Genomic DNA, 23,115 nt, shown 5'->3' with positions numbered 1-23,115 from the left:
CGTAGCTTCAGTTTCTGTGATTGTTACCGGACCTAATTTATCCATGCAGCCTTGTAACGTAAATTTGATTGTTAAAATAGCCGCTGGGTCACACATAGCTGGCTTTGGGCAGTTAGGCATAAATGATTCAACAGTTACTTGGCCTTCAGGTAAGATTGTTAAAGCGATGCTGTCTTTTGGTAACTGAGTTGTTGCAGAAGCCACTGTTGATAAAACTAATACCGTTAAAGCTAATAATGATTTCATTAAAATTCCTTTGTTAATAGGTTTAAACCGAATGCCTGCAGGTATAACTGAGTTGCTTTATAAGTCGCAAGAGTCAAATTTCCCCTCTGGCAAAATTATCTGGTCTTACCCAACTTGGAACCTAGACACGGAACCATTTTTTTAGATGTCTTAAAGGCTTTTTAACTGCAATATAGATCTTATGAAATCGATTTGTATTTATTGCGGTTCACGTACTGGAAATTACCCCGATTTAATGCCTATGGCTTACCAGGTTGGCGAACAAATCGCCAAAGCCGGTCACACAGTGGTTTACGGCGGAGCGAATGTAGGCCTTATGGGTCAGGTGGCTGATGGCGCTTTATCTCAAGGCGGGCGTGTATTAGGGGTGATCCCGCAATTAATTTTTGATTTTGAAGTGGCCCATGAAGGTATTACCGAACTTCACCATGTAGATAATATGCACCAAAGAAAATTAAAGATGATGGAGCTATCAGACGCTTTTATCGCGCTGCCTGGCGGCTTTGGAACCATGGATGAATTAAACGAGATCATCACTTGGCGCCAAATTAAACTTCACGATAAACCCATCGCTATTTTAAATCACAATGGTTATTACGATCATTATTTGGAATTTTTAAAGGTCAGTGTGAAAGCGGGACTTATTTCGCAAGCCCACCTTGATATGCTGATTGTCAGCGATTCTATTGAGACAATTCTAGCTCAGCTCTAACCGGCAAATGATCTGAAGAAATAAAGTTTTCTAAAATCGTCACTGATTTGGCTTTAAAACCACGCACGATAATGTGATCAAGCTTAAGCTTTCTGTTATCTACTTCTGGCTTAAGCACTGTCATATTTAAAGCTTTGGCTTTCGCGTTTAAGTAGGCTGTGCGAACCGGATTCCAGGTATTAAAGTCTCCAGCCCAAATAATCGGACCTTGAAAATTTTTAGCCACTTCGTAGATTTGGTCCATGTGCTTTTCAAAATCTAAACCTTTGTTTGCATTCATGCCATGCACATTAATTAAAAGAGCTTTCACCCCTTGAATTTCAACTGTGGAAAACCCTGTGACTTTCGGCGTATTCACCACCGGCTCTAAACCAGGAGCTAAGATAGCTTCTACTGTAATTTGCGGAAAGCGGCTTCCCGTTTGAACTCCGGTTGCACCGTAGTCACGACAAAAGCTTTTAAAAAATGTCCAATCCATTGAAATATTCTGAGCAGCATTGGCTTGTAAGTCTTGCGAATGCACAGCCTCTTGAACAAAAGCGATATCTGATTTATTTGCCAATAAAACTAGGTCAGAAAAAGAATTTTCTTTTTTAAATTTATAAACATTCCAAGTCAGAACTTCGATCGTTTTTTCTTGGCGGGGTATTACGTTTTGTGAAAATTGAACTAATTTTTCTTCGGCATTAGCTTCACAAAGTGCTGAGGGGTTGGACCAAGCTAACTGAGATAGAAACAACATTGAAAAAACGATATTTAATTTCATACGCGTAACGCTACTAAAACAATTTGTTAAGGCCAATTAATATTTAGATAAAATCAAGCGGACGCGTTTCTGGCTTTGAATGCTGGAAGTACTTAGCCAATGTGAATAACAATTTATCTTTGTGAATAGGTTTGGCTAAAAATTCATTACATCCAGCGCGTAAACATCTATCTTGATCTTCTTTCATCGCGTAACCCGTTAAGGCGATGATCGGGATCGCAACGCCGCGGCGACGCAATTCTTCAGTGGCTGCATACCCATCAAGAACCGGCATTTGAATATCCATTAGAATTAAATCAAAGTTTCCTTTAAGAGCCGCATCAACACCTTCTTGGCCGTTGTTAGCAAACACCACATTGGCTTTATGCTTCGTCAGATAAAATTCAATTAACATCTGGTTATCTAAAGAATCTTCAACAACTAGAATGTTTTTATTCGCAATAGCGCGGGTGTTGTACGGAGGAATTTGCACAACAGGTTCTGTTGCGGGTTTTTCTGTTGGGTTATATTTTACCTGAACAAAAAATAAACTACCCATGCCTTCTTCGCTATCTAGTAAACCGGCATCACCGCCGAGAAGTTGAGAGAGTTTTTGCGCAATACTTAAACCTAAACCCGTACCGCCGTATTTTTTTCTAACCGAACTGTCACCTTGCGAAAAAACTTTAAATAAATTCGCACGCTGCTCTGGCGAAATACCCGCACCTGTATCACTCACCGTAAAAAATAACATCGAGCCACGCACTTCATACGTAAGCATGACGTGGCCTTTTTCAGTGAACTTAATCGAGTTACCAATAATGTTAGATAAAATTTGGCGTAAACGCGTTTGATCGGTAATAACGTAATCTGACACTTGGCCAATACGTTCAAAAATCAGCTGAATACCTTTTTCATCGCAACGCATTTTAAGTAATGCATATAAATCTGAAAGCATCTGCGACAATGAAAACGCAGCCTCTTGTGTTTCAATACGATCAGCTTCGATTTTTGAAATATCTAAAATATCGTTAATGATTGTATTCAAACCTTCACCGGTACGACGAATAATCGCGGCGTAACGCTGTTTGTCTCTTTCTTCTAAATGCTGATCTTGCAGAATTTCAGAGAAACCTAAAATCGCATTTAAAGGTGTGCGAATTTCATGAGACATGTTCGCTAAGAATAAATTTTTAGCTTGGCTGGCCTGTTCAGCGTGCTGACGTTCAATCGTTTGGCTTTCTAAACGCTCAACCATTTTATTTAACGATTCAGCCAACTGACCTAATTCGTCTGTAGACTTAACGATAACTTTTTGTGTGTAATCACCTTCGCCAACAGTGACCGCTGTATTATTTAATTCACGAAGGGTGTTGGTTAAATGACGGCCGAAGCGGTATGTGAAATATAAACCCGTTGATTCAACCACGATAACAAGCATGAGCAGTGTCACCATAAGAACCATTTCCATCAGACGCGAAGCGCTTCCCAGCGAATTTGAGAATTCACCTTCTGTATGAGTCAATTCACGATCAAGACGATTAATTTCAAACATGAAATAAGTCAGACGTTGTTGGTCAATGCCACTGGCCATTTCACGATGAATTTTGTCGCCTAACTGCATAAGCTCTTCGATAAGCTCATCGCCTGTAGCCCAAGCCTGCAGTGTTTTTGCCATAAGCGGAAGATCACTGAACCGACGTACCAATGTGATCATTGAAGGAATATCACTTTCGTGAATTTTTCCACCCAACATTCCTTGGCGCACGACTTCTCTGTTAAAATCTTTTTTTAAAAGTTCAAGACGGGCAACCTTATCACCCAACGGAACTTGTAATTCATTTTTAAAAGTTTCATATTCGGCTGGATTTTTTGTAAGAAGATATTGATTTAAAGCTAATACCGCACTTTTTTGCGCCTTTGACCAGTGACCTTCGCCACCCACAAATCCGCGCACGGCCGATAAAGTACTAATTGCGAAGTACAGCGTAAAAAGTTCCAAAGCCACAAGCACAGCCATAATGCCGACGACACTAAATAGCTTTTTCTGAACTGAAAGATTCAGCCATAGACTTCTTAAACGCATGGGCGGAATATAACTAACTATGCCGCTGGATGCTAAATATAACTTTATCGACTTTAAAAAATGATGACTTTTGCCCCATTTTTACATGCTTTTTAATCGTTTTTTTGCAGGTCGACACCCCCTAAATAGGTGGCCTAGCTGGACGCTGGTCGGGTCGTGGCCTAAACCGGACTTTTGAATGCCGCACCAGCCAACTAAACTAGAAAGATGAAGAAAAATAATAAAATCAATCGTAGAAAGTTCGTTCAGACCGCAACCGCTGCCGCAGCTACTGCCGCCGCTTTTACGGGATGTTCAACATTCGATTCTTTAACAAGATCTCCTTCTAATGAAAACAATTGGACTATCGATGAAAACGATAGATTTGATTTTATTATCGTAGGCTCTGGCGCTGGCGGTGGACCTCTTGCTTGCGGTTTAGCAAAAGCCGGTTACCGCGTATTACTTCTTGAAGCTGGCGGCGAAAGCACAAATAAACTTTCTACGACTCCGGTGTTTCACGCGAAATCAAGCGAAGATCCATTGTTAAATTGGTCTTACTTCGTTGATCGCTTTCAACAAAGCAGCGGCTACAAAAGATTTGAAGAAATGAATTCTAAATTCTTACAAGAAAATCAAAGTATTTATTATCCACGTGCGGCCGGTATCGGTGGTTGCACGCGCGTGAATGCTTTAATCAGCTTATATCCGGATAATGAAGACTGGGCTAACATTGCCAAACAAACTGGTGACCAAACTTGGAACGCCAAAGACATGTATAAGCGTTTCCAAAACATGCAAACGAATAAGGGCGGTTGGTTATCGCTCACCCAAGCAGGCCCATGGAGTTTAATGAAAGACCGTTTTTTAACTAAAATGGCTATCTCAGCTCTTAAGGTTGATACCGTTGATGCAGCCAAAGGCTTTTTTGACAACCTTTGGGAAGGTGACTGGAACGAACTCGAAAAAGCGGTCACTGTGGCTCCAAGTTTACGCTTAAATCCAAACGATCCGGGTTATGTGAATAACAAATACCCAGGTGTATTTAATATGCCTTTCAATGCGATGAACGGTGTTCGCCAAGGTGTGCGTGAATACATTTTAGAAACGCGCCAAAAATATCCAAAAAATTTATTTGTAAAAACAGATTCACTTTGCACAAAAGTTATTTTTGATCCGAACGATAAAACAAAAGCTATCGGCATCGAATTTACCGAAGGTGCCCATTCATATCGTGCTGATGTGATGAATAAAGCTAAAGCTCCTACATGGATGGCAACTCCTAAAAGAGCTCTGGCCAAACGTGAAATTATTCTTTCAGGCGGAGCTTTTAATACGCCACAATTATTAATGCTTTCTGGAATCGGCAACGAACAAGAGTTAAATAAACACGGTATTCCTGTTGTTAAAAATCTTCCGGGTGTTGGTTTAAATTTACAAGACCGTTACGAAGTCACAGTTGTGAGTGAATTGAATAAACCTATTTCTTTAATTGAAAACTGCACATTTGCTAAAAATAATGATTTTGCGAAAGATCCGTGCTGGCAAGATTATGTGAAAAATCCAGATGGCCATATTTACAGTACAAACGGTGTTGCGCTTTCACTAATTCGCAAATCCACAGACTCACAAAAAACTCCTGATCTTTGTATTTTTGGTATTCCAGGTAGATTTACTGGTTATTACCCAGGTTACTCCGCTGATGCCGTTCCAAAAAACCCAAATGATCCAAGTTATTTCACTTGGGCTATTTTAAAAGGTCATACAAAAAATCACGCAGGTTCTGTAAAATTAAAATCGACTGATCCGCGTGATACACCAAAAATTAACTTTGCTTACTTTCAAGATGAAAAAAATGGTTTATCCGAAGATTTAAATGCGGTTTACCAAGGTTTAAATGTGGCTCGTCGTATTAACAAAAGTATCGGCAGCAAATATTTTAAACGTGAAGTTTACCCAGGTGATGATGTGACAAAATCAGAAGATTTATCTTCGTGGATTATGAAAGAAGCTTGGGGTCACCACGCTTCTTGTACCAGCAAAATGGGTCTAGCAACTGATCCATCAGCGGTAGTTGATAGTAAATTTCGCGTTCATGGTGTTAAAAACCTACGCGTTGTTGATGCTTCAGTTTACCCAGATATTCCAGGTTTATTTATTATGCTTCCAACGCTGATCGTTTCTGAAAAAGCGAAAGAAGTTATCTTAGCTGATCACGCTAAGGGTTAATGTTGACAATACAATCCCGCTTTGTTTACTTGAGTGAGCTCAAGAAAAACAAAGTGGGATGATAAATGTCAGTCTTTTTTAAATTTCTAACAGTTCTGATTTTTATTCTTCCTCTATCTAGTGGTGCCGCTTTTGAAATTAAAAGCAGCTTTCTTCCATCACTCGCTTTTATTAATCGCACCGATGTCGTTTTCACTTCACACAACACTTTGCTTTTGGGTGCAGGTGATTTTTGGGCCGGGGTTTATGTCGGCCACGAAGTGATTAGTGAAAATGTCACCGATCAAACTTTTGGTGGCGCCTTTCGTTATGGCCAACAACGGTTTTTTGAGATTCAGGGTGGGGCGTTTGTTAGAAAATTCACTCAGTATCAAACAGATCTTGAAGGTAAAGGTTTTGCCGCTCAACTCCTTTACGGAACGCATTTAAATAGCGTTTTTGGATTAAGCTTAGGCCTTTCTGGAAAAAGAATTAATTCTGGCATGGAAAAACGCACGATCATTACTTTGCTGCCACTGCTTAGTTTACGGTGGGGGTTTTAATGAAAAAATTAATCTGTGTTTTCATTTTATTTTTTCATATGACTGTAGCTTCAGCTTGGGAGCTTGAAGGTTTTGCTGGCGCACAGACAACTTCTTACGACGATGTAGAAGAGGCCAACAACACGGGGATTTCAGCACGTGCCAAAGTCAACTTCTACACCCAAAACAAAGGTGTTTTTGCCATTCTGAACGCTCGCGGCATTAGTCCGATCGCCGGTGATTTACTAGTGGGTTATGGCTGGCGCACCTCAGGCACTTGGTTTTTTGAAGGCGGTGTCGGTGGTTCAGTATCTGCTATCTATGGTACAAATATTGGAGCGTTAGCTGGAACCGGTTACCGCGTTTCAAATAATTTATTTATTAATTTTCCGATGATTATTTCTGGTCCTGGAATTTTTTGGTCGCCTTACATTGGTTACAGTTTTTAAAGGAACAAAAGTTTTATGAAAAAAATATTACCTCTGCTTCTTTTATTTTTAACTACGGGTTGTGGGGAAGGTGTGCCTGAGCTTAGTCACACTGGAATTTGTGATGGTTATCCTGCTTGGGATACTTCAAGTTATAAACTTCCGTGGCCTGTCGGCATCAGCCATGAAATCAGCCAAGGTAACTGTGGCCCAGCCAGTCACTTAGGAGCACATCGATATTCTTACGATGTGCGTATGGATATCGGCTCATCCATAGTAGCGGCGCGCGGTGGCGTTGTTGAAAAACTTGAAGAGCAATACGACGACGGCGGTGGCTGTGATGAATTAAATTATTTAAGCATTCGTCATAGCGATGGCACCTTAGCCAAATATTTACATTTAACCCGCAACGGTGTGCTCGTAAATTTAGGGGCCACGGTAAACCAAGGCGATTCTATTGCTTTAAGTGGAAACTCAGGCTGCAGTTCAGGAGCGCATTTGCATTTTATGGTTTTAACCCCAGATGAAAAAGACACAGTTCCTGTTACTTTCAGCAATACAACAAGTAATGCTCGCGGATTAATTTCTGGAAAAAACTATACCGCTCAATAAAATAAAAAAGCCAGCAAACTCGTATCCCTGCTGGCTGGCTTTCTTACTTTAAAATATTAATTAAAATCCTGAAGCTACATTTACCGCATCATTTAAATATTTATCTGCGAAGATAAATGTATCTTTTTGACCTTTGATCTTACGGATGTAAACACCAGCTTGATCTGTTGTTAGATAGATCACGCGGAAGTTTTGAAAGTACGTATTTTGTACGTTATACACAATTTCAGCTCCTGATCCGGCCATTCCTAAAATAGCTTGAAACATCGTGGCGTTTTTTAACATCGCACGGCCAAATTCAGCGTAAGCCATAGAAAATTCTTTATCGCGACCAGCGGCAAAGTGAGTTTTCATCACGCGCGCGGCTTTAACTAATGAACTTGAAACTTCAGTGTTTTCGGCCATGTATTTAGCTAAGCAAGCATCTGTAGACATAGGCACTTCTGTTTCTTCAGGAGTACATAACGCCAAAGATGTTGATTCGCTCATGATAAAGTTATTTGCGATTTGGTTAGCACGGGCCGCGATCATTTCTGGCGTCATACGGGCTGCGGCTTCCATAAATCTTAATGTTTGGTCTTCGTCAAAATTAACTTCTAAATTAATACGCGAAAATTTTAGTTTTTTGTATTTCGGAATATTTAAAGCTAACTGTTGGCTTAAGCCGGTTTTTTCAATCAGATTATTGATTGTTTTATTCATGTCTTTAGTTTTTGTTTTATTATCGTCGGCATTAAACACGTATTGGCCAAAAATATATTTTGTAATTAAGTCATTATCATAGCTATAGAGTCTGTAAACCGAACCGTAGAAAGATTCTGTTTTAACAGCCATGCTTCTGAAAATTTTCTTACGTTTTTCTTTAACATACACACCGTAATCCACTTCGGCACGTGTATTGTCGTAGTAAGCGCGTGTGTCGCTGAATTCGTAGATTTTTCCTGCAGTCCAACCCCATGACATAATAAATGGAATACCGAAATTAAAATGAGCTAATTTTCGCATTTGCATGCGGTTTAGTTTTTCCCATTTTTGAATGGCTGTTTGATTTGGATCAGCTAATAACATTTGAATCGCAGCCACGTTACCACGAATTAAATCGTGATATGCTTTTTGACCTACAGGATCTTTGAATTTAATCATGTAAGACATACCTTGTTCGATTTCTTTATACTTAGTTACACCAACTTGAGCCACGGTCGCATCAACTTGCATCACTAAGCTTTTAGCGTCGGTATTTGAAATCATCACATAAACTTCATCAGCACTTGTTTTTTCAACGTATGTTGAGAAAGTACCTTGCACGATAAAGTCAGTGCCGACATTAATACCTGGCACACCAGCACCCACAGAGAAAATTAAGCCCCCTGTTGTCGAGTAGTTCACAGAATCGTTTTGCGCCCAGCTGTTAAGATCGCTGGCTTCCATTGGAATTTTACGAGATTTTGCGTTGATCGCTTTTTCAAATGTTGGTTGAAATTGATTTGTGACCGCTGTTTTTCCGGCCATCGGCATAAGACCTACATAAAGCCAAAATTTACCGGCTAAGCCTGTTTTATTTGGCCAGTTCCAAGTTAGTTTTCCGCCTAAGCCGGCTGAAACTTCAGAGTACTTAACAACACGAAAGCCTTTTGAATAATCGCCCATAACCAAAGTGTCAGAAGCTGATTCAAAAAATTCTGAATTTTTTGGATGCGGAGTTAAGTTAATAACTTCTTCACCCCAATCAAAATCAAGAAAGAAATCGGCTCTTAATTTCTTTTTTACTTTGTCCTTATCAACAGTAGGTGTGTCGTCTGGAGTATCAACGGGTGTGTCCACGTCCGGTGGAACTTCTTGCGCGTGGGCAAGATTCAATGACATCGTACAAAGTGCAGATATCAATAACAGGCTGAGTTTATTCTTTAAACGCATGCGAATCCTTCTTTCTTTAACAAATGTTAACAGTGGGTTAAACCAGTATAAGTTTTAGGGATTCTACAAAGACTGTGCCTTCAGTCTTTGTAGCTTTAATTTTTGTTATTGGTTCATATTGCCCCAATTTACTTTGGGCTCGGGTCTTAACACGTCGACATTTTGTCTCGCGAAATCTTCGATATTAATAAATTCGTAACCCATTTTTTTAAGTTCAACGACAACTCGCTCCATCTCGCGGGTATCGCCATCAAAATCAGCCCACGTTCTAACAGCTGTTCCCGCTGGTAAATGTTCAGGGCGCAGAGTTTCTGGAACTTCAAATAAGAACGGGTGATAGAAGTATGAAGCCCAAACATCACGAAGCACTAAATTTCTTTTTGCATCAGCAATAATTTCATCAGCTGTGCGTGGATAAACAACTTGATCATTTTGTTTGGGTTGTACGTTGCCTAAATTTTCAGGAAGCACACGCTGGCCGTAAACATCACCGTAAATTTCATACGGAAATAGTTGGCCACTCCACGGAGACGTTGTTTCTAAAGAAATTCCGCTCAACTTATTCAGACGCGCTTTTTGCTTTGCTAAATCTGCATCAGTGAACCATGTGCTCTTCGAATGCGATGGTAAAGCGCTTTTCAAATGAACGTTTTGATAAATCATGCGCCCCATCGACCAAGGAACTAAATGCGAGAAAACAATGTTATCAACAGCTGAGGCTTGGTAGTGTGGCGTAATCCAAATATACGGATGAATATTGACTTTACTTAATTCTTTGGCGCCGATAAACATTCTATCTACAACATATTTAGCACTGTCTTCGCCAATAGCTCTATTCGTGCGCGCATTCCAAAATTCAAAGTCATCACCAGAAGCTCCTGTGTGAGGATTTTTAATTTTACTGTATTGGTGAGTAACTCCGTGCCAAATAAAAGTGGCATTCTGAGCTTGCAGATCTTTAATCCATGCCACAAAGTTGGGTCGTTGTGAGGCCGGCATAAAACTTTCTTTAGCAGGACGGTCGTCGTATTTTAAAGAATCGTAATAGAACGGTATGATTGAAATATTAATCGGTACCTGAAGTTTTTTAAGTGTTGAAGAAATTAAGGCCAAGGTTTCGTTTTTAATCATCGGATGCACGTCTTCGATACGCATGACTGCATATTTTTTCTTATGACGTGGTTTTTCATTTAAGATGTCGAAGATTAAATCAGAAAAAATTAAGTAGCGGTCAGATTCGTGCATATAACTAAACACTGAATCAGCCACATAAAAATGATTTTGATTACGTAAAATATACGGAAGTCTTTCGCTCGTACCGTTGTGTTCGGCCACAGCTAAGATTTGCGTTTGTGAATTTACCATATCCAGTGGTGACAGGGCGCTCATTTCAAAAGGCGCATGAAAAAAGCGTGGTGTTGTCACACTCCATTCGCCAAATTTTTTGAAGCGTTCGCCTTTATAATCAATCCATTTAAAATAAGTCGGCTTTGCCGATTGGTCTAAACGAGTTGTATCTAGAGTTGTTAATTTATCGTAGCGATAATTAAAAACTTTTTGTAACAGCTCTGGTTTTTTCCAAATACCATAACCAAGCCAGGCCACATTTTTAGTCGTCTCCATATAATCCGTGTGGAAAACTTCGGGGATTGCGGTATTAAAGTGTGTTCCAATATAAATACTGGCTTTACAGCGATTTAAATCACCCTTTTTGTAATTTTCAATAGGCTCTACAATTTGTTGCAGATGCGGAAAATGCCCTAAAAGATTTTGCATAAAGACTGCATTAGCATGGCCAATCCAATAATCACTCGGACCGCGGTCATAAAAAACCTGCACACAGTCTGCTGCCTGGGTGATTGCCGGAAACAGCAGTGCGATTATTATTTTTTTTGTCATCTTAGCTAAGGTTGTTTTCATAAGGTTGCTCCGTTTGTTTGATTTCTACCGTGGTTACACCGAACATTGTGGGTAACTCGTGTGTGGTTTTTACCCATTGTGGACGTTTGCCGGTTTTCACCGATTCACGGTAAGTTTTGAAAGCTTTAATAGATGCTAAAGTGTTAATGTAATTCGCTAAAAGCCAGCGCGCAGGAATAAGAAGCGCTAATTTAAATCCGTTCAACTCACTCACTAAGCGAAAACGTTGAACAAGGCGAATCGCCATTAAATAAAAACTTAATTCTAATAAACCCTTAAGCACATGATCTTGGGTTAACAGGCGAGGCCATACACCAAAAAATGTGTAATACGAAATGTAAGATAGAGTTAACGCGTACGATGCAATTAAAACTATCGAGTTTAAAAAGCTGCGGCGATCACGCCATAAAAAATAATTTTCGACTAAGGTGTCAGACCATTTTAAATTATCATAGCCTTGAAAGCTAATTCCTAATGTCCAACGGGTTTTCTGACGAATCGAAGTCGCTGTTGAAGCTGGAAAGTATTCGCGAGTGGCGATGTAATCAATACGGTTTTTCTTTTGCACATAACTGCAAACAAATTTGCTCTCGTAGCCTAAGCGTGTGGCCATTAGGCCTAAATGGTAATCTTCAGTCAGTGTGTCTTCTTTTAATAATTCACCGTTTTGTAATTGTTTAATTTCTGACACAAATAAATGTGACATAGCTGTACCAACACCAGCCGAAGGAACTCCGCCTTTTAAATGACTGCGCACCAACATGTCTTTTGTGTGGCTTTCAGTAAATTCATCAATGTAAATAGCACGAGTTAAATCCGTCCACTTCGTCGGAAGACTAAATACTGGTGTTTGTAAAAAATCGACAGTCTCCATTTCGTAATTAATAAGCTTTAGCGAAAGCGGATGAATAATGTCTTCTGAATCATGCAACATATAGATGTCGTAAATTTTTTTCTGCCAAATTTCTGTGGCTGAAATGTGCTGAGCGATTTGATTTAACATTTGCCCTTTGGATGTAGGGCCTTCTTTAGAGTTAATCACCACATGCACGCGGCTATAAACAGCTTCTAAACGTTGTGCCGCTAAAACTGTTTCAACATCGTTGGGATACACACCTAAGAAAAAATCATAATTTAAATAATCAATACGACCCATATTTCCATGAATCATACGCTCGATAATGTCGGCCTCATGCCAGTTCGCAATCATGATCGCAATGCGCTTTTGCGGCATATTGTGCATCTGTGCTAACTGATCTAAAGAAACATCCTTTGGCTTTAAATTAAAAACTAAAGAGATAAAGTCGATAAACAGATCGTCGAAGCAAAAAAACAAAACGGCTAAAACGGTGAAGTAGGAAATAATCATCCATAATGTTTCCATTTTAGAAATCTCCGACCTTGTAAATGTTAATTTGTCCTTGCCATTCACCAGCGGCATCGTCTTCGCTGGAAGCAACAGGTATAAAAAATTTAGCTGAGATAAAATCCCACGGCTGATACTTCACCCCGATGCGAAGATCGGTGCGTGATCCACCCCAATTAGCCGGAGAATCTTTGGCATAAACTTCTGTTAACAAATCTAAAACATGAAAATCTAAAGCCTTCGTGTCCCAGTAAATACTGGCTCTTCCTGTGCTTAACGGATGATTTCTAGAAACATCGGGAATGTGAAAAGTTTCAGCGTAAATATCTAAAACCGTTCGTTCATTAAATTGATAATAATATCCACCGTAAAGACCGTAACGATTTTCATCTTCGTAATCAGATTTATTACGCAGAATAAAGTAATGATACTCATAAACTAAAAAAAGCCAGTTACGCCAAAGATTTAATTTTGCTTGAGCTACACCACCGTGTCTTGTTGAGTAATCAAAATTTTTTGCATCTTGATAGAGACCGTAGCCGCCAGCCGCCAAGCGCAGATCACGATCACCAAAGGCATCGAATCTTCGGCCGATCAGTAAGCGCAAATCACTTTGCACAAGTTCAGTATCAGAAAAATAGACGGTTTCAGAATTAATTTCGTATTGATTACGATAGGCCGGAATACCTAACGGAGTTTCCGCAAAAACTGGAGCAGCAAACAGAGTTAGAAAAATTATCCACACACATTTCATTCTGAGCGATTTGAGCAATTATCATGACAGCAGCGGCACCGGGGCAGTTTGTTTTTAACGGGGACTATTTACCAAAAAAGCCCCCATCTGAAATTTAACAAGGACAAGTTGGGACCTTAAACAATTCCAAAGACTAGTCCAGTCCTGCAAAGCTTTTCAACACTTTCTTGACCTTTAAAGGGGTTTTCAAAACTCGACGATAAGCTACCTAGCACAACAACTAGGTGGAATTATGCACAAATTATTATTAGTTTCTTTATTAACTTTTTCATTCGTAGCTCACTCGAAATCACGAGTTGATAGCTCTGGTTATGGTTCATGTTCATTTTTATGCGATAACATTCCAGATGATAATCATGTGATGCACTCTATGGGACAAGCTTCACTTCCTACTCTAAACTCAACAAAGCTAAGCATTCTTTCTTGGAATATCTACAAAGGCAGAAAATCAGAATACAGAAAAGCTTTTGCAGCTATGGCAAAAGGCCGTGACCTTATCATGTTATCAGAAGCGACAACAGGTTCTCCGGTTTCTGATAGTTTTAAAGCAATCACTGGTTGGGAGTGGCATTTAGCAGCTTCGTTTAATATGAAAAACGATATCGCAGCCGGAACTGTACTTGGTTCAGCGGCCCGTCCGTCTAATGTTCATTACTACCGTACAAAAGATATCGAACCGTTTGTGAAAAGTCCGAAAGCGACAGTTCTTGCGTACTATGCAATTCCAGGAAGTGCTAAAAAATTATTAGCGATCAGTATTCACGGCATTAACTGGGATGGTGATGAAGCTTTAGAGCGCCAATTAAATATGATTCTTCCAGAAATTAAAGCCCACAACGGCCCCGTGGTATTTGCAGGTGACTTTAATACAAAAAATCCTTCACGTGTTGCTTTAACAAAACGTATTTTAGGCACAGCAGGTTTAAAACAAGTGCCGTGGGAAAATCCTTTAAAGAAAAAACAATTAGATGACGCTTTTACGCGTGGTATGTCTATTAAACGCGCGCGTTTAGTACATGACTGGGTTGATAAAGGATCAGATCATCCAGCCATTGATCTGCAAGTTGAATTAACTGATTTATAATCGTGAAACTAACAGGCGTTATTCTTAGTTTAATTTTATTATCTGCAAGCCACACGTTGGCTTGTCAGAATTCATCAGCCGCTGATCGTGTGATTTACTTAGGTGATTCACACACAGTAGGTGATTTCGGAAAACGCCTTTCAGAAAATCTTTCAAAAATCTACGGCACTGAAAACATAAAACGTTACGGTGTCATTGGTGCCGCCGCCCAACACTGGAATAAAAAAGATAATTCTTCTTTAAGAAAATTAAAAATCGGCTATTACTGCGATGGCGATGGTTTAGTAAGCGGTAAAGCTCCGGCAACGAATTTTCCAACACCTTCACAGCTGTTTCAAGGCTCTGCTCCGACAATGGTAGTTGTAGCGCTTGGAACAAATGATGTTCATGGTGGCTGTCTTATTAAAGACAAAGAAGATCAAATGGCGGCCGCCAAAGAATTACTTGCACAAATTCGTCCAAATTCAAAATGTGTTTGGGTAGGGCCAACTGAACAACCGAGCACAGGGCCAATCGGTCAGAGATGCGGCCAAGCTAAGATCAAAGCGTTTATTGACAACTTACGAGATACCGTTAGTGATCGTTGTACTTTTATTGACAGTCGAAAAATTACTTATCAAGGCAAGCCTATCTTGCCAAATCGTTCTGATAAACTTCATTACGGTGGAAACTTAGCCAATCATTGGGCCGACAGTGTGGCTGAACAAATTGCTGGGCCTCAGGTGAAAAAAGTAAATTCTTCACCGCTAAAACCAGCTTCTCATTCAAATTAAATAGCTTCTTTATTGCTAAACTCTGCTCTAGTCCCGGTTAATGTCTTTTTACGTTAGCCTCAGTGAATGATTATTTTGAGTAATCACAAACATAGTTTAATTAATTTTATTTATTTTTTTACCCAGCATAAAAAGATCGCAACTTAAACAGGAGATCTTATGAAAAATTTAATGTCAGTTATTCTTTTAACATCAACTTTAGCATCAACAGCTTTTGCAGAAAAAATCGTATGTATCGGCGAAACGCGTATGGGAACTAAAGCCCAAGTCGAAATTACAGATAAGGCAGTTACAGTATCGGGTGGTTCTTTAAGCGCACCTCGCGTTTTTAAAAAACTTGCACATGCTAACGGCCTTATCACAGCTCGTGGTTTAGCGGTTTCATTTGAAAACCACTATGGATGCATCAGAAGAGCAACCATCATCACTGAATTTACAGATTTAATTGATGCTGGTTATATGGAAGTTGTGAAAGTTGGTACTTGCTCTGGTGGATCTACTCCAGATGACATCTGCGGCCTTTAATAGTTTTTATTTATAGGCAGTTGCCAACCTAGCGAACTGCCGTCACGATTAATGGTAGAGGAGATTTCTACCATGAAAGCAAAACTACCATTAATCGCGCGTATTTTATTAGGCTTAGTGATGTTCTTATCAGGCGTTGCAGGATTATTTAATCTTATTCCGCCACCACCAGATCTGCCCGCAGACCTTGTAACATTTATGACAGGTTTAATGGCGAGCAAATACTTTTTCCCGTTTTTAAAGATGACAGAGATCGTTTGTGGCTTAATGTTGCTCACTGGTTTTTTTGTTCCACTAGCTCTAGTGGTACTAGCACCAGTTGTGCTTAACATTTTCTTAGTGCATGCGTTTTTACAGCCAAGTGGTTTGCCGCTAGCAGTAATTATCGGCTTATTAATGGTTTATTTATCATTTTTTGCTGAGCCCTACGCTTCAAAAATTAAGCCTTTATTTCACAAAAAATAATTTTCTTCACAACAAATCGTTTTAATAAAAGACGAGGCATTTGAATTGCTCCAAAAAGTTCTACGGCATTACGCCATTAGATCTACAACAGGAGGTTTATATGTTTCGTCTTTTTTCTTTTTTAATATCAATAACATTATTCGCAGCTCCAACTTTTGCTGCCTGGACACCGTGGGTGTCGCTGGGCGGTGGAATCATTGGTGACCCCGCAGCTTGTACCGGAGCGGGACAAACCTATGTCATCGCTAAAGGAACTGACTATGCAATGTGGTATCGCAAAAGAACTTTAAGCACCGGCATTTGGGATGCGTGGAAACGTATTCCCGGCACGCGCCAATTCAGTGGTTCACCGTCCATTGCCTGTCGTGTTTATCGCGGCGAAGGTTATTTTGCGGCTTATGGTGTTGGCTATGATGGCCAACTTTATATTTCGTACTACGGTGGACTAAACAATTTCACACCCTGGACAAGACAGCCACTTTATGGAACCGCAACTGGAAGTTTCACAATTGGTTCAGGGCTTTCAACACCTTCGCTTCCAGATTACGATCTTATGCCACAACTTTTTGGACGCGCGACCAACGGAATTTATTGGTCGATCTGCCCACAAGGATCTTGTTACTCAACTTGGCGATTAATTAGTGGTCGTGTGATGTCTGATCCCGCCGTAGCGTATCAGTCACCTTCAAGATTAGATTTAGTCGTGCAAGCGACGAATGGATATTTATATCATGCCATCCAAGGCGGCTTAATTTGGAACCCGTTCGTACTTCTTGCTGGAGGGCCGGTCTCATCCGCGCCTGATATCGTGAGCCGTTATCAAGGTAATCTAGAACTTTTTGCCCGCGGACCAAATAGAACTCTTTTACAAAAAACATGGATCAACGGTGTTTGGGGTAACTGGGTCGATCTTGGCGGTATTCTGACTTCGGGACCAGGGGCTACAATCTACGCCAGCAGTGGAGGTAATGCGCGGATCATGGTTTTCGTTCGCGGAACTGATGGTGCTTTATGGTATCGCGCTTGGGCTCCGTAATTAAAGGAGGATTGTATGAATAAAATTTTAAGTTTATTCATTTTAATAACATTGTTCTCGGCTCCAGCTTTTGCAAATTGGTCGCCGTGGAATACATTAGGTGGCAGCATAATTGGCGACCCCGCAGCTTGTTCATCACGGAATGTTTCTTACGTTGTCGTGAAAGGAACTGACAATGCCATTTGGTATCGCAAAAAAGTTTTTGGTCCGACTGCGTGGGAGGATTGGAAAAGAATCCCAGGCAGCTTAACCTTTACTGGCTCGCCTTCAGTCGCCTGCCGACGTAGCGGTGGTAGAGATATTTTCGAAGTCTTTGCTATTGTTAATTATCGCCGTGTTTATCATAACAGGCTTACAGCAACTTCAGGGTTTACTGGATGGAATAGCTTTTCGATATCTGGAATTCCGGTTCCATTATTAGCTGTTGAATCTGGTCTATCTTCTCCTCGTGCTAATTCAAGTGAAAGACCCCATCTGTTCGCAAGAGGAAGCGACAACAAAGTGTATTACTCAAGATGTATTCGCGGGTTTGCTTGTAATGAACGTTGGAGTCCTGTGGTCGGGGATGTGATCAGCGATCCCACCGCCATATTTCGATCTCAAAACAGACTTGATGTCATTGTGCAAAATTCGCTCGGGCGTTTAGTCCATCACAATATAAGATTTGGAGTAGCGTATCACTATGGAGTAATACCGAGGCGGGGCGGTGGGCTCAGCGCCGGACGTAGTTAGTCGAAATTCAAGTTCGTTAGATTTATTTGCAAGAGGGTTCGGCGGTAATCTTATGCATAAACGATGGATCAGTGGTGCTTGGGGACAGTGGAATGATCTCGGGGGTATTGCGACTTCCGGCCCTGGTGCAACAACTTTCGCAAACAGATCACGAATAATGGTTTTCGTACGCGGAACCGACGGTGCCCTTTGGTATCGCACCTGGGCTCCGTAATATAAAAATAATTTTAGATCTCTGCGGCTTTTCGCATTTGTTCTAAAATAGTTTTAAAACCCGGACGAGTCAGAGATTCTTTACGGTAAAGCATATAAAACTGCACCTCAGGAATAAGACTCGTCGGGATTTGAATTACATCGGCGTTTTTTAACTCGCGCGTATAATAACTTGGAACAATCGACCAGCCTTCGCCAGCATTTGCTAATTGCGAAAGCATATTCCACTCTGGAAAGACTTTTTTGTAATAAGGTTTTTTCTTAATCTGATATTTATCAAGTAACGCTTTGTAGTTTTCCGACTGCGGTCTATGCGAAACGTAAGGAAGCTCAACTAATTTTTCTATAACGTCTTGTGAGAGTTTGTTGGCTTTAATTTTCCAGCGTCCCGGGATCACAATACTGTAATCGTAAATGAAAAATTTCTTCGCATGTAAATCACCAACCTGAGATAAATCAAACGAAATACCGATATCAAATTTACGCTCACGCAATCCCTGCGGTACGTTTTCTGTGTTCACAGGAATAAATTCAACCGTACCTGGGCAGTTTACCGCAGGAACAAGCAGATTAAGAATTTCTCCGCGGCCAGCTATTTTATACCAGATGTTTTTTGCATCTTGTTCTTGTTCATTTAGTAAATTTAAGTCATCAGCCAAATAATCAAAGCGATTTTTAAAGAGCTGTCTGACTTTTTCTCCAAACGGAGTAAGCACTTTTCTGCGCCCTTCAAACACAAATATGGCCTGTGGAAAATACTGTTCAAAACTCTTTAGATGGCTTGTCAGGGCCGGCTGTGAAATTTTTAGTAGAGCAGATGCTCTTTGCATGTTCTGAGCTTCAGTAAAAGCCAGAAAGGACGCGATTAGGGCATAAGGAGGTGAATTCATTACATCAGTATAATGATATTAAATATAAAATTCTATCTCTTTAATTATAAATTGGAATTTTGTAAAAAGACTGCAAGGCGGGGAATGTATGAATCATATCGGTCATCGAATGAAGCAATTTAGACTTAATGCGGGTTTATCAATAGCTGAAGTTGCCGCAGCGGCAGCGGTACCTGTGTCAACATACCGTGAATGGGAAAATGGCAGACAGATTCAAGGCGAACCTTATGCAAAAATTTCTCAAGCGTTGAATGTTACTTTGTATGAGCTTTTGACAGGTGAAAATCCTAAGTCATTGGATGTACTTCACAAAGTAAATGAAATTGAGCGTCTTTGCCAAGATTTGCGAAAACACCTGCAATCACTGATTGATGGGTAATTCGCGAGTTTTTTGCCTAAAAAAATTAAACTGGGGCATGATGTGAACCACATAACCCCAACCAAAAAGAGGAAGACTATATGAAACACATGTTACTATCGGCTCTAGTTATTTTATCAACGACTTTTGCACATGCTGGAACAATTCAATCCGAAGAATTAAAAGTCGCGCCTTCAGATATCGATCAAGTTATTCGTTTAGTAGATAAAAACGATCCAGGTTCTTCTCATAAAAAATTATCTATTATTGTAACTGATCATGGCATGAGTACCGATGTGTCTCCGCGCTATTCAATTTACTTAGGTTACGCAAGTTTAGCTGAGATGGGAAACATCGCCGTTGATTTTAAAATCAGTGATCAAGCTATTCAGTTCCTTGCGGCTTCAAGAAAAGCGGCTGGCGTATACGAAGTAGTAACTACTGAATACCGTGATGATGGCATGTACAAAGTAACTACGACAATTAATGCTACTAAAATGTTTTCTGACGAGAAAAAAGAAAGACAAGCTTGCGGTGCTGATTTCTGTGATGTGAAATTAAAAACTTCAGTTACGACGAGTGAGAAAGCTGAAAAAGTAATGTTCGACTAATTTTTAAAAATAAAAAAGCCGGGTGATGAACCCGGCTTTTTAGTTTTTACGTCTATTTTTATTTTAGTCTTATTTAAGAGCTTGGGCAATTCCTGACCACAAGTTCATTTCACTCACCTGAGCGTAATCATACACATCAAAATTCACATTCATTGAACGTAATGTTTTTAACTCTTGTAAGAACTGTGTGCTTGTTGGTCTAACAGTTCCGTAGCTTCCGCTAAATTCTGAAAGCTCTGTATGTACGATCGCAGGCTGGGCTAAAGTGTTCATTTGCGATAAGAACGATGTTGCAGCTGATTTAATCCAATCAGGGTTAAACACTGTTCCACCGTATTCAGAAGCCCATTGAGCCCACATAAATTCACCTTGAATATACGTTGGACGTTGATTTAACGGTAATGCATTAAAACCTAAGAAGTTAAAGGCAATGGCTTTAGCTAAGCTTGCTGCCGACAACAATGTTCCATTTGATTGGGCTGTCCATGTTTGTACAACGTGGGCTTCTTTACCTTTAGCTTTTGCAAGTCCGAAGAAATTTCCTAAGTGCGAAACAACCTCAGCTGTTTGTACAGATTCCCAGTTTGCAGAACCTAAAGTTCCAGTCGGGTATTTTGCGTAGAACTTTTTATTAGCTTCAGGATTGTAATCGGCCGCATTGTTCCAGTTAAAATCTAATTGTGGCTCAAACGCTTCGATACCATCAATATTTGGATGTTTTGCTAAGAAGTCATTAATAAATCCTGTGTACCAAGCTCTAAACTCGGGATGAAAAATCGATAGCAGATACAAATCGCTATACGGGCGATAATCATAGCCATTTTTCTTTTTCATACGCCAGGTAGGTTTTGCCTGCCACACTTTAAAAAAGTTATTCATCGGTAAATCCGCGATAACTTTAATTCCGCGCGCGTGCGCTTCATTAATTAGAGCTGTCGTAAAATTACCTTTACCCATTGAACCTTCAACATTCGTCATGTTGTAAGTCGTATTGTAAAAAGCGCCGTAATAAGGTGAATAAGCGAATAAAAAGATTGTATTAAAGCCCGCATTTTTAACGTTCTGAGCAGCCGTTGCAGCGATTTGCTGAATCGATTTACCCGCTAATTGTGGGTCATCATAAACGTAGCCTGGATCAAAACGAAGTCCACGTACGGGAGCAGTTTGAGCTAAAGCGAGATTTACAGAAAATAGAGCGAAAATGGCAATCAATAGCCTCATGGTAAGACCTCCGTTGTCTTAGTGTTTTTGTTATCGGTCGATGATGCTTAAAATCTGAGATGTTTGTTGCGTTTTCATTGTTGTATTTTGCAAAAGCGCAATTCCATAAAATTGCGAATCTTGTTTAGAATAATTAGACGATAGGCCTAATGCAGGAATTCAAAACAAACGAAGAGTTGTGAGAAGAAAAAATTAGCTATGATTTGTTTATATGAATTTTGCTAATAACAAACATACTTTTAGTAATTATTTTTCTAATTGCAGGAGCGCTAGATTTACTCGTGAAAGGAATCCTTTTATGAAATCACTCTTTTTTGCTATCACTTTATTTTTAGTTCAACAAACCGCTTTAGCAGGTCTTCCGGTCTTACCTGCGCAGGACCAACAAAAGCTTTTAGTAAGTCAGGACCGCAAGCTTCAGGCGAATAAACAGTTAGTCTATGACTTTACCCGTATTATTCTTTCAGGCCGTCGCCTTGAACGTACGAGCGAGTTTTTAACTGATGGGTACATTCAACATAATCCGAATGTTGAAACGGGCCTTAAAGGCTTCATCGATTTCTTCTCTAAACTAGGTGGCCCACGCCCAATTCCTGAAACTGTTAAAGGCCTTGTAGCGATTCAAGCTGAAGGTGATATCGTAACCCTATCTTTTGTAAATGAGCTTAAAGACGCCTCGGGCACAGCGTATTCAACGACATGGTTTGATATGTTCAGAGTTGAAAATGGAAAAATCACTGAACATTGGGATTGCGATACGAAGTAAGTAAAAAGACCAAAAAAACTGACGAAAAATGTCTTTTTTCCTCTGACAACGCTCCGGTTTCAGAGAGCATCGGAACCTTTTACCGTCTAAAATCATAACATCTATTTTTCTCCCTTAGAGGCGGGTAGTTTCCCTATCCAATTAATAAGAGGAAAAATATATATGAAGAAGTCGTTAGTAACTGCTATTGCCACCATGCTGCTTGCCCTTAGCTTTGCAACACCGAGTTTTGCAGAAACCTGTCATTTCGATGCTAAGGCTGATTCGGCTATTAACAACTTTTTAAAAACAGATCCGGAAATTGATCTGGTCAGATATGACCATCTTGATTTAACAGATGCCGAATACCTAAAAGCCCTTGAAGAAGAAGATACAACTATCGATGAAATTGCTTTTGAATTTGAGCCGTATTCATTTCTTCTAAAAAAAGGCTCAACAATTGATTGCAGTTCAAAGCTTACACAAGACGAGAACATGATGGTGTTCATGTATACAGTTCAGTATTTCGGTCTTTTCAACACGATTTTAAGAAAGGGCACTGAAGCTCATAAAAATCAAATCAAACCGATGGTTGATCTCCTCTCAACGGCCTTATCTAAACTTGACCCTTATACAGGACCTGTGGCGCGCGGATTAAAAGAACTTTCTCCTGAAGTGTTAGCAGCCTATGTACATGGAGCAACAGTAACCTTTGATGCCTTTACGTCGACAACGAAAGATTTAAATTCAAACTACACAAAAAATCCAACTTTAATGCTGATTACCTCAAAAACGGGAAAAGATATCTCAACACTTTCTTACCACAGCTACGAACAAGAAGTTTTATTTGATAAAGGTGCCTCTTTTAAAGTGATCAGTGTCGAGAAAAAACCTTTAGCGGCTGACAACGAATATCTACAAACCGTAATTGTGTTAGAGGAGATTTAATT

25 protein-coding genes are annotated in these 23,115 nt (G+C 40.0%); 16 read left to right on the top strand and 9 right to left on the bottom strand.

Annotated features, from left to right (window positions below):
• Positions 1-145 precede the first annotated feature (145 nt).
• On the bottom strand, positions 146-211 hold the full coding sequence (locus tag ACKWCF_RS00460) for a hypothetical protein (RefSeq protein ID WP_409480273.1): 66 nt from the start codon (positions 209-211) through the stop codon (positions 146-148).
• A 216-nt stretch (positions 212-427) separates the two neighbouring features.
• Here ACKWCF_RS00460 and ACKWCF_RS00455 point away from each other — a divergent pair, with 216 nt between their 5' ends.
• Positions 428-958, top strand: a complete 531-nt coding sequence (locus tag ACKWCF_RS00455; protein WP_409478722.1) for a TIGR00730 family Rossman fold protein — start codon at positions 428-430, stop codon at positions 956-958.
• Here ACKWCF_RS00455 and ACKWCF_RS00450 read toward each other — a convergent pair.
• Positions 930-1,724 (bottom strand): endonuclease/exonuclease/phosphatase family protein, encoded by a 795-nt coding sequence (locus ACKWCF_RS00450; protein ID WP_409478721.1) that lies wholly within the window; start codon positions 1,722-1,724, stop codon positions 930-932. The genes ACKWCF_RS00455 and ACKWCF_RS00450 overlap by 29 nt on opposite strands.
• Positions 1,725-1,767: 43 nt before the next feature.
• Positions 1,768-3,789, bottom strand: a complete 2,022-nt coding sequence (locus ACKWCF_RS00445; RefSeq protein ID WP_409478720.1) for a response regulator — start codon at positions 3,787-3,789, stop codon at positions 1,768-1,770.
• Positions 3,790-3,996: 207 nt separating this feature from the next.
• On the opposite strand from ACKWCF_RS00445, the gene ACKWCF_RS00440 reads away from it, so the two are divergent.
• The 4 genes from ACKWCF_RS00440 to ACKWCF_RS00425 all read left to right on the top strand — a co-directional run bounded on the left by ACKWCF_RS00440 (position 3,997) and on the right by ACKWCF_RS00425 (position 7,558).
• Entirely contained in the window at positions 3,997-5,997 is a 2,001-nt protein-coding gene (locus ACKWCF_RS00440; RefSeq protein ID WP_409478719.1) for a GMC family oxidoreductase, read from the top strand.
• 65 nt (positions 5,998-6,062) lie between these two features.
• Positions 6,063-6,539, top strand: a complete 477-nt coding sequence (locus ACKWCF_RS00435) for a hypothetical protein (RefSeq protein WP_409478718.1) — start codon at positions 6,063-6,065, stop codon at positions 6,537-6,539.
• Complete coding sequence (locus ACKWCF_RS00430; RefSeq protein ID WP_409478717.1) at positions 6,539-6,967, top strand: hypothetical protein; 429 nt, start codon at positions 6,539-6,541, stop codon at positions 6,965-6,967. The genes ACKWCF_RS00435 and ACKWCF_RS00430 overlap by 1 nt, the downstream gene beginning before the upstream one ends.
• Before the next feature lie 15 nt (positions 6,968-6,982).
• Entirely contained in the window at positions 6,983-7,558 is a 576-nt protein-coding gene (locus ACKWCF_RS00425) for a M23 family metallopeptidase (protein ID WP_409478716.1), read from the top strand.
• Positions 7,559-7,618: 60 nt separating this feature from the next.
• On the opposite strand, the gene ACKWCF_RS00420 is transcribed toward ACKWCF_RS00425, so the two are convergent.
• The 4 genes from ACKWCF_RS00420 to ACKWCF_RS00405 all read right to left on the bottom strand — a co-directional run bounded on the left by ACKWCF_RS00420 (position 7,619) and on the right by ACKWCF_RS00405 (position 13,503).
• Positions 7,619-9,472, bottom strand: a complete 1,854-nt coding sequence (locus tag ACKWCF_RS00420) for a hypothetical protein (RefSeq protein ID WP_409478715.1) — start codon at positions 9,470-9,472, stop codon at positions 7,619-7,621.
• A 105-nt stretch (positions 9,473-9,577) separates the two neighbouring features.
• Positions 9,578-11,392, bottom strand: a complete 1,815-nt coding sequence (locus tag ACKWCF_RS00415; RefSeq protein ID WP_409478714.1) for a DUF2334 domain-containing protein — start codon at positions 11,390-11,392, stop codon at positions 9,578-9,580.
• Complete coding sequence (locus ACKWCF_RS00410) at positions 11,373-12,776, bottom strand: glycosyltransferase (RefSeq protein ID WP_409478713.1); 1,404 nt, start codon at positions 12,774-12,776, stop codon at positions 11,373-11,375. Before ACKWCF_RS00410 ends, ACKWCF_RS00415 begins: the two co-directional genes overlap by 20 nt.
• A gap of 1 nt (position 12,777) precedes the next feature.
• Positions 12,778-13,503, bottom strand: coding sequence for a hypothetical protein (locus ACKWCF_RS00405; protein ID WP_409478712.1), 726 nt, complete (start codon positions 13,501-13,503; stop codon positions 12,778-12,780).
• A gap of 241 nt (positions 13,504-13,744) precedes the next feature.
• Between ACKWCF_RS00405 and ACKWCF_RS00400 the strand changes: the two genes are divergently transcribed.
• The 7 genes from ACKWCF_RS00400 to ACKWCF_RS00370 all read left to right on the top strand — a co-directional run bounded on the left by ACKWCF_RS00400 (position 13,745) and on the right by ACKWCF_RS00370 (position 18,341).
• Positions 13,745-14,596, top strand: a complete 852-nt coding sequence (locus ACKWCF_RS00400; protein ID WP_409478711.1) for an endonuclease/exonuclease/phosphatase family protein — start codon at positions 13,745-13,747, stop codon at positions 14,594-14,596.
• A 2-nt stretch (positions 14,597-14,598) separates the two neighbouring features.
• Positions 14,599-15,369, top strand: a complete 771-nt coding sequence (locus ACKWCF_RS00395) for a hypothetical protein (RefSeq protein ID WP_409478710.1) — start codon at positions 14,599-14,601, stop codon at positions 15,367-15,369.
• A 159-nt stretch (positions 15,370-15,528) separates the two neighbouring features.
• Positions 15,529-15,894 carry a hypothetical protein gene (locus ACKWCF_RS00390; RefSeq protein ID WP_409478709.1) on the top strand — a complete coding sequence of 122 codons (366 nt, stop codon included), beginning with the start codon at positions 15,529-15,531 and terminating at the stop codon, positions 15,892-15,894.
• Positions 15,895-15,966: 72 nt separating this feature from the next.
• On the top strand, positions 15,967-16,359 hold the full coding sequence (locus ACKWCF_RS00385) for a DoxX family membrane protein (RefSeq protein WP_409478708.1): 393 nt from the start codon (positions 15,967-15,969) through the stop codon (positions 16,357-16,359).
• A gap of 100 nt (positions 16,360-16,459) precedes the next feature.
• Positions 16,460-17,395 (top strand): hypothetical protein, encoded by a 936-nt coding sequence (locus ACKWCF_RS00380; protein ID WP_409478707.1) that lies wholly within the window; start codon positions 16,460-16,462, stop codon positions 17,393-17,395.
• A 15-nt stretch (positions 17,396-17,410) separates the two neighbouring features.
• Positions 17,411-18,127 (top strand): hypothetical protein, encoded by a 717-nt coding sequence (locus ACKWCF_RS00375; RefSeq protein ID WP_409478706.1) that lies wholly within the window; start codon positions 17,411-17,413, stop codon positions 18,125-18,127.
• A 52-nt stretch (positions 18,128-18,179) separates the two neighbouring features.
• Positions 18,180-18,341 (top strand): hypothetical protein, encoded by a 162-nt coding sequence (locus ACKWCF_RS00370; RefSeq protein WP_409478705.1) that lies wholly within the window; start codon positions 18,180-18,182, stop codon positions 18,339-18,341.
• Positions 18,342-18,354: 13 nt separating this feature from the next.
• On the opposite strand, the gene ACKWCF_RS00365 is transcribed toward ACKWCF_RS00370, so the two are convergent.
• On the bottom strand, positions 18,355-19,230 hold the full coding sequence (locus ACKWCF_RS00365) for a LysR family transcriptional regulator (RefSeq protein ID WP_409478704.1): 876 nt from the start codon (positions 19,228-19,230) through the stop codon (positions 18,355-18,357).
• Positions 19,231-19,318: 88 nt separating this feature from the next.
• Here ACKWCF_RS00365 and ACKWCF_RS00360 point away from each other — a divergent pair, with 88 nt between their 5' ends.
• On the top strand, positions 19,319-19,609 hold the full coding sequence (locus ACKWCF_RS00360; protein WP_409478703.1) for a helix-turn-helix domain-containing protein: 291 nt from the start codon (positions 19,319-19,321) through the stop codon (positions 19,607-19,609).
• 80 nt (positions 19,610-19,689) lie between these two features.
• Entirely contained in the window at positions 19,690-20,199 is a 510-nt protein-coding gene (locus tag ACKWCF_RS00355) for a hypothetical protein (RefSeq protein WP_409478702.1), read from the top strand.
• A 69-nt stretch (positions 20,200-20,268) separates the two neighbouring features.
• On the opposite strand, the gene ACKWCF_RS00350 is transcribed toward ACKWCF_RS00355, so the two are convergent.
• The gene (locus tag ACKWCF_RS00350) at positions 20,269-21,420 is read right to left on the bottom strand and encodes a hypothetical protein (protein ID WP_409478701.1); all 1,152 of its coding nucleotides are present in this window, start codon (positions 21,418-21,420) and stop codon (positions 20,269-20,271) included.
• 298 nt (positions 21,421-21,718) lie between these two features.
• Here ACKWCF_RS00350 and ACKWCF_RS00345 point away from each other — a divergent pair, with 298 nt between their 5' ends.
• Both ACKWCF_RS00345 and ACKWCF_RS00340 read left to right on the top strand, forming a co-directional pair.
• The gene (locus ACKWCF_RS00345) at positions 21,719-22,186 is read left to right on the top strand and encodes a nuclear transport factor 2 family protein (protein ID WP_409478700.1); all 468 of its coding nucleotides are present in this window, start codon (positions 21,719-21,721) and stop codon (positions 22,184-22,186) included.
• A 162-nt stretch (positions 22,187-22,348) separates the two neighbouring features.
• Entirely contained in the window at positions 22,349-23,113 is a 765-nt protein-coding gene (locus ACKWCF_RS00340; protein WP_409478699.1) for an ADP-ribosyltransferase domain-containing protein, read from the top strand.
• Positions 23,114-23,115: the final 2 nt, after the last annotated feature.

It is taken from the genome of Pseudobdellovibrio sp. HCB154 (assembly GCF_046267985.1).
In the GTDB taxonomy this organism is placed as follows: Bacteria; Bdellovibrionota; Bdellovibrionia; order Bdellovibrionales; family Bdellovibrionaceae; genus Pseudobdellovibrio.
The sequence above is the reverse complement of the archived record's forward strand: the minus strand, read 5'-3'. Positions and strand labels throughout refer to the sequence as shown.

What these genes read in the sequence shown, in the direction of transcription:
- ACKWCF_RS00455 (WP_409478722.1), top strand. Translation starts at nt 428, where the DNA reads ATGAAATCGATTTGTATTTATTGCGGTTCACGTACTGGAAATTACCCC.
- ACKWCF_RS00450 (WP_409478721.1), bottom strand. Translation starts at nt 1,724, where the DNA reads ATGAAATTAAATATCGTTTTTTCAATGTTGTTTCTATCTCAGTTAGCT.
- ACKWCF_RS00445 (WP_409478720.1), bottom strand. Translation starts at nt 3,789, where the DNA reads ATGCGTTTAAGAAGTCTATGGCTGAATCTTTCAGTTCAGAAAAAGCTA.
- ACKWCF_RS00440 (WP_409478719.1), top strand. Translation starts at nt 3,997, where the DNA reads ATGAAGAAAAATAATAAAATCAATCGTAGAAAGTTCGTTCAGACCGCA.
- ACKWCF_RS00435 (WP_409478718.1), top strand. Translation starts at nt 6,063, where the DNA reads ATGTCAGTCTTTTTTAAATTTCTAACAGTTCTGATTTTTATTCTTCCT.
- ACKWCF_RS00430 (WP_409478717.1), top strand. Translation starts at nt 6,539, where the DNA reads ATGAAAAAATTAATCTGTGTTTTCATTTTATTTTTTCATATGACTGTA.
- ACKWCF_RS00425 (WP_409478716.1), top strand. Translation starts at nt 6,983, where the DNA reads ATGAAAAAAATATTACCTCTGCTTCTTTTATTTTTAACTACGGGTTGT.
- ACKWCF_RS00420 (WP_409478715.1), bottom strand. Translation starts at nt 9,472, where the DNA reads ATGCGTTTAAAGAATAAACTCAGCCTGTTATTGATATCTGCACTTTGT.
- ACKWCF_RS00415 (WP_409478714.1), bottom strand. Translation starts at nt 11,392, where the DNA reads ATGAAAACAACCTTAGCTAAGATGACAAAAAAAATAATAATCGCACTG.
- ACKWCF_RS00410 (WP_409478713.1), bottom strand. Translation starts at nt 12,776, where the DNA reads ATGGAAACATTATGGATGATTATTTCCTACTTCACCGTTTTAGCCGTT.
- ACKWCF_RS00400 (WP_409478711.1), top strand. Translation starts at nt 13,745, where the DNA reads ATGCACAAATTATTATTAGTTTCTTTATTAACTTTTTCATTCGTAGCT.
- ACKWCF_RS00390 (WP_409478709.1), top strand. Translation starts at nt 15,529, where the DNA reads ATGAAAAATTTAATGTCAGTTATTCTTTTAACATCAACTTTAGCATCA.
- ACKWCF_RS00385 (WP_409478708.1), top strand. Translation starts at nt 15,967, where the DNA reads ATGAAAGCAAAACTACCATTAATCGCGCGTATTTTATTAGGCTTAGTG.
- ACKWCF_RS00380 (WP_409478707.1), top strand. Translation starts at nt 16,460, where the DNA reads ATGTTTCGTCTTTTTTCTTTTTTAATATCAATAACATTATTCGCAGCT.
- ACKWCF_RS00375 (WP_409478706.1), top strand. Translation starts at nt 17,411, where the DNA reads ATGAATAAAATTTTAAGTTTATTCATTTTAATAACATTGTTCTCGGCT.
- ACKWCF_RS00370 (WP_409478705.1), top strand. Translation starts at nt 18,180, where the DNA reads ATGCATAAACGATGGATCAGTGGTGCTTGGGGACAGTGGAATGATCTC.
- ACKWCF_RS00365 (WP_409478704.1), bottom strand. Translation starts at nt 19,230, where the DNA reads ATGAATTCACCTCCTTATGCCCTAATCGCGTCCTTTCTGGCTTTTACT.
- ACKWCF_RS00360 (WP_409478703.1), top strand. Translation starts at nt 19,319, where the DNA reads ATGAATCATATCGGTCATCGAATGAAGCAATTTAGACTTAATGCGGGT.
- ACKWCF_RS00355 (WP_409478702.1), top strand. Translation starts at nt 19,690, where the DNA reads ATGAAACACATGTTACTATCGGCTCTAGTTATTTTATCAACGACTTTT.
- ACKWCF_RS00350 (WP_409478701.1), bottom strand. Translation starts at nt 21,420, where the DNA reads ATGAGGCTATTGATTGCCATTTTCGCTCTATTTTCTGTAAATCTCGCT.
- ACKWCF_RS00345 (WP_409478700.1), top strand. Translation starts at nt 21,719, where the DNA reads ATGAAATCACTCTTTTTTGCTATCACTTTATTTTTAGTTCAACAAACC.
- ACKWCF_RS00340 (WP_409478699.1), top strand. Translation starts at nt 22,349, where the DNA reads ATGAAGAAGTCGTTAGTAACTGCTATTGCCACCATGCTGCTTGCCCTT.